Annotated in this window: 1 protein-coding gene; it reads left to right on the forward strand. The window is 70.7% G+C overall.

All coding sequences use genetic code 11. From position 1 onward, the window contains the following. Positions 1-60 precede the first annotated feature (60 nt). A partial coding sequence (locus ABZT47_RS40135) for a type I polyketide synthase (RefSeq protein WP_354854017.1) occupies positions 61-5,541 on the forward strand: 5,481 nt, incomplete at its 3' end.

Consider the following 5,541-nt stretch of genomic DNA (forward strand, 5'->3'; position numbering starts at 1 on the left):
CTGCGCGGCCAGGGCGTCGGCTGCTTCATCGAGGCAGGCCCGGACGCCCAGCTGGCCCCCATGATCGAGCAGACCCTCGCCCACCACGACAACGCTGGTGACCAGCATCTCGACGAATCCGGTGGTGGGGACGGCGACCATGCCGAGGTCCGCGGTGCTGATGGCGGGCGCGGGATCGGCTACGACGGCGGTGACCCCGCGGTGGTGGCGTTGCTGCGCCGCGACCGGGACGAGACCGCTCAACTGGTCGCCGGGCTGGGCCAGGCATGGACGTGTGGCACCGGTGTGGACTGGACCACTTGGCCGGCCTGGACCACCGGAGCCGGAACGGCCGGTTCGGCCGGGGCCCGCGTCGGCGATCTGGATCTGCCCACCTACCCCTTCCAGCGGCGGCATTACTGGCTGTTCCCCCCGGGCCGCCCGCAATCGGGTGGAGCCGCCGTCACCGACCGTCCTTCCGTGTTCGAAGTGGCGTGGCGGCAGTTGGAGCCGGCGTCGGCACCCCTCGGTGCGGTGCCCACCGGCGACATGCTCGTCATCGATCCCACAGACGGTGCAGACGGAGCACAGGGCGCTGGTGATGTGATCGAGCGAGTACGGACCGCTCTGCGTACGGTCCTGGCCGCCTTGCACGGCTGGTCGGCCGAGGCGGACCTGCGGCCGGTGGTGGTGATCACCCGCGGTGCGGTGGTCGTGGCCGATGGTGAGGTTCCGGATCCGGCGCAGGCTGCGGTGTGGGGGCTGGTGCGGGCCGCTCAGTCGGAGGAGCCGGGCCGGATCACGCTGGTCGACCTGGAGCCGGGTGAGGGTTCGCTCGATGGCGTGCGGGTCGCTCTCGGTTCCGAGGAGGCGTCGGCGAGTGCCGTGCCGACCGCGGTCGACGGCGGTGAGGAGCGTCTTGCGGGTGGTGTGCGTGCCGCGCTGGCTTGTGGTGAGCCGGAGGTCGCGGTGCGTGGCGACGCGTTGTGGGTGCCGCGGTTGTCGCATGTGAGCTCTGTCGACCCGGAGGGTGGAGTCTCCTCGCCTGGCGGGGCTGGTCAGGTGGGCGGTGCGGATGCCGGTGAGGGGTCTGTGGAGGCCTGGCCGGTCGATGGGACGACGTTGGTCACTGGTGGTACCGGTGGGTTGGGTGCGTTGGTGGCGCGGCATCTGGTGGCGGTGCATGGGGTGCGGCATCTGTTGCTGGTCTCGCGCCGTGGCTTGGACGCTCCTGGCGCGGTCGAGCTGCGTGATGAGCTGACCGAGCAGGGTGCCGAGGTGACCGTCGCCGCCTGCGACGTGGCTGATCGGGACGCTCTGAGCGCGCTGCTGGGCGAGATGGGCGAGGCGTGGCCGTTGCGTGCGGTGGTGCATGCGGCGGGGGTGGTGGATGACGGGGTGGTTTCGTCGTTGTCGGCTGGTCGGGTGGAGGCGGTGCTGCGGCCGAAGGTGGATGCGGCGTGGTATTTGGATGAGCTGACGCGTGGTGGGGATCTGGCGCGGTTTGTGGTGTTCTCTTCGCTGGCCGGGGTGGTGGATGGGGCCGGGCAGGGGAATTACGCGGCGGCCAATGCCGCGGTGGATGCGTTGGCGGTGGCTCGGGCGGCGGCTGGTCTGCCGGGGGTGTCGCTGGCGTGGGGGCCGTGGGTGGAGGAACGGGGGATGGCGGGTCGGATCGGTGCGCGTGATGAGGCGCGGATGCAGGCTGCCGGGCTGGTGGGGTTGACCGCGGGTCAGGGGTTGGCTCTGTTGGATGCGGCTGTGGTGGCGGGGCGGCCGTTCGTGGTGCCGGCTCGGTTCGATGCGGCGGCGCTGGGCCGGCGTGGGGCGGGTCTGCCGGCGCTGTTGCGGGAGTTGGCCGGTCCCGCGGTGCGTCCAGTCGCCGGTGCGGCCGATGCCGCTGGTGTCGTCGGTGCCGACGCAGTGCCGGGTCGGGCTGGTGGGGAGCGGCCGGTGATGGCGTTGGCGCGTTTGTCGGCGCGGCAGCGGCAGCGGGGGTTGCTGGACATGGTGTGTGGTCAGGCGGCGGCCACGTTGGGGCATGACAGTGCTGAGGCGATCGACGCGGGACGGCCTTTCCAGGAGTTCGGGTTCGATTCGCTGACCGCGGTGGAGTTGCGTAACCGGTTGCACACGGTGACGGGGTTGCGGTTGACGCCGACGCTGGTGTTCGATCATCCGACTCCTCGGGCGCTGGCGATGCATCTGGACGCTGTGCTGTTCGGTGATGCCGCCTCTGGTCGAGTCCCGGCGGTTCCGGTGGTCCCGGCCGGCGGTTCGGGTGATGGTGATCTGATCGCCGTTGTCGGGATGGCCTGTCGTTTCCCTGGTCAGGTCACCGGTCCTGACGACCTGTGGCGGCTGCTGATCGACGACCGCGATGGCATCACCGGCTTCCCCACCGACCGAGGCTGGAACCTGGGAACGCTGTTCCATCCGGATCCCGACCACCCGGGAACGTCATACGTCCGTGCCGGCGGATTCCTGTCCGGCGCCGCCGACTTCGACCCGGAGTTCTTCGCACTCAGCCCCCGCGAAGCGGTGGCGATGGACCCCCAGCAGCGGCTCATCCTGGAAGCCTCCTGGGAGGCCCTGGAGCGCGCCGGCATCGACCCGTCCGGACTGCGCGGCACCCCGACCGGGGTGTTCACCGGAGTGATGGCCAACGACTACGGCTCCGGCGCGGTCGCCACACCCGAGGCCGAGGGCCTGGTCGCCACCGGAACGCAGGGCAGTGTGGTGTCCGGGCGAGTCTCGTACGCGTTCGGCCTGGAGGGGCCGGCGGTGTCGGTGGACACGGCGTGTTCGTCGTCGTTGGTGGCGTTGCATCTGGCGGCGCAGGCGCTGCGGAGCGGGGAGTGTGATCTGGCGCTGGCCGGTGGGGTGACGGTGATGGCCACGCCGGATGCGTTCGTGGAGTTCTCGCGTCAGCGGGGTCTGGCCGCCGACGGCCGGTGTAAAGCGTTCGCCGAGGCGGCTGATGGGGTGGGTTGGGGCGAGGGTGTCGGGGTGCTGGTGGTGGAGCGGCTGTCGGACGCTCGCCGTCGTGGGCACCAGGTGCTGGCGGTGTTGCGCGGTTCGGCGGTGAACCAGGACGGTGCTTCGAACGGGTTGACCGCGCCGAATGGTCCGTCCCAGGAGCGGGTGATCGCTCAAGCACTGGCGGTGGCCGGGTTGGCGGCCCGTGATGTGGATGCGGTCGAAGCGCATGGCACCGGTACCGCGTTGGGTGATCCGATCGAGGCGCAGGCGTTGCTGGCGGCTTATGGTCAGGGTCGGCGGTCGCCGTTGTGGCTGGGGTCGGTGAAGTCCAATCTCGGTCATACTCAGGCGGCGGCCGGGGTGGCCGGTGTGATCAAGATGATCCTGGCCATGCGGCACGGGCTGTTGCCCAAGACGCTGCACGTGGACGCGCCCTCGTCAAAGGTGGACTGGTCCGGCGGAGCGGTGGAACTGCTGACCAGGCCCCAGCCCTGGCCGCGCGCTGCGGATCGGCCGCGCCGGGCGGGGGTGTCCTCCTTCGGCATCTCCGGCACCAACGCGCACGTGATCCTGGAAGAACCGCCTGTCGAGGAGTGGTCGGACGTCCCCGCCGGCACGGTCGCACCGTCGGCGGAGATCGTGGCCGGCGCGATGGGTGACGACGAGAAGCCCACCCAAGGACGAGCCGCCATCCCCGACACGGCCACCACCAAGATGGAAGACACCGCCGCGCTGGCCGTACTTCCGGTGCCGGTGCCGGTGGTGGTGTCGGCCAAGAGCGAGGCGGCGTTGCGGGCGCAGGCCGCTCGGCTGGCGGAGTTCGTCGTCGGGCATGAAGCGGCTGCTCCGTTGGAGGTGGCCGCCGCGCTGACGCGTCGGGCCGCCCTGGATTACCGGGCGGTGCTGCCGGCGGCGGACCGGGAGGGTCTGCTGAGCCGGCTGCGGGCGCTGGCCGCCGAGGATTCGCAGGTTCCGGGGTTGGCCGCTGAAGTGGTGGGGCCGTCTTCGGTGGTGGGTCGGGTGCGGCCGGGCCGGGTTGCGGTGGTGTTCTCCGGTCAGGGTGCTCAGCGGGTCGGGATGGGCCGGGAGTTGTATGCGGCCTTCCCGGTGTTCGCCCGCGCTTTCGATGAGGCCTGCGCACTGCTGGAGGCCGAACTCACCGCCGCCGACACTGCCGGCGTGGTGACCGGCCTGGCCGATGGTGTGAGCCTGCGAGACATCATCCTCGGCCACCGCAACCAAACCAGCCAGAACGGCCAGACCGACCACACCGGCCAGATCGGCGCGACCAGCCCGAACGGCGAGATCGGCCGGCCTGTCCAGAGCGGCCAGGGCAGCGCGAGCGGCGAGGCCGTCGATTCCGGCGTGACCGGTCAGGGCGGTGCGAGCGAACAGAACGGGCAGAGTGGCCTGGGTGGCTCGACCGGCCCGACGGGTCGGAGTGGCCAGACCGTTGAGACCAGTGAGACCGACCAGATCGGTGCGACCGGCCAGAGCGGCCAGGCTGGTGGGGCCGCTGGTTCTGCTGCTGGCGGGTTTGTTGCTGGTGGGGTGCTGGATCAGACGGTGTTCGCTCAGGCCGGGTTGTTCGTGGTGGAGACGGCGTTGTTCCGGTTGTTGGAGTCGCTTGGGGTGCGGCCTGATTTTGTGGCTGGGCATTCGTTGGGGGAGATCTCTGCGGCGCATGTGGCCGGGGTGTTGGATTTGGCGGATGCGTGCCGGTTGGTGGCTGCTCGTGGGCGGTTGATGCAGGGGTTGCCGTCTGGTGGTGCGATGGCGGCGATCGGCTGCGGTGAAGAGCAGATCGTCCCGGTGCTGGCCGGGTATGGCCGGGTGGCGGTGGCGGCGGTGAACGCGCCGGGTTCGGTGGTGGTCTCGGGTGCCTCCGATCAGGTGGATCAGGTGGTGGAGTGGGCGCGGAACCAGGGGTATCGGACGCGGCGGTTGCGGGTGTCGCATGCGTTTCATTCGCCGTTGATGGAGCCGATGCTGGTCGAGTTCGAGCGGGTGGTGGCCGGGTTGACGCTGCGGCGTCCGGAGCTGCCGCTGGTGTCCAACCTGTCGGGTGAGCTGGCCGGCGAAGAGGTTACCGAGCCGGGGTACTGGGTGGAGCACGTGCGGCGGCCGGTGCGGTTCGCCGACACCATCACCACCCTGCGCGGACAGGGCGTCGGCTGCTACATCGAAGCCGGCCCCGACGCCCAGTTGGCTCCCATGATCGAACAGACCCTCGCCCATCACGACCACACCGACAACCAGGAACACGCCGAAGCCCGCAGTGCCGACGGAGGCCGCGGGAACAGCGACCACGCCGAGGTCCGCGCTGTCAATGGCGGTCGCAAGGACGCAGCGCCTGCCTCGGTGGTCGCGTTGCTGCGCCGCGATCGGGATGAGAAGGCTCAATTGGTCGCCGGGCTCGGTCAGGCGTGGACGTGTGGCACCGGTGTCGACTGGACCGCCTGGCCGGCCTGGTCCACCGCGACCACCGCGACCACCGCGACCACCGCGACCACCGCGACCACCGCGACCACCGCGACCACCGCGACCACCGCGACCACCGCGACCACCGCGACCACCGCA

Source organism: Sphaerisporangium sp. NPDC005289 (genome assembly GCF_040607455.1).
Lineage (GTDB): Bacteria > Actinomycetota > Actinomycetes > Streptosporangiales > Streptosporangiaceae > Sphaerisporangium > Sphaerisporangium rhizosphaerae.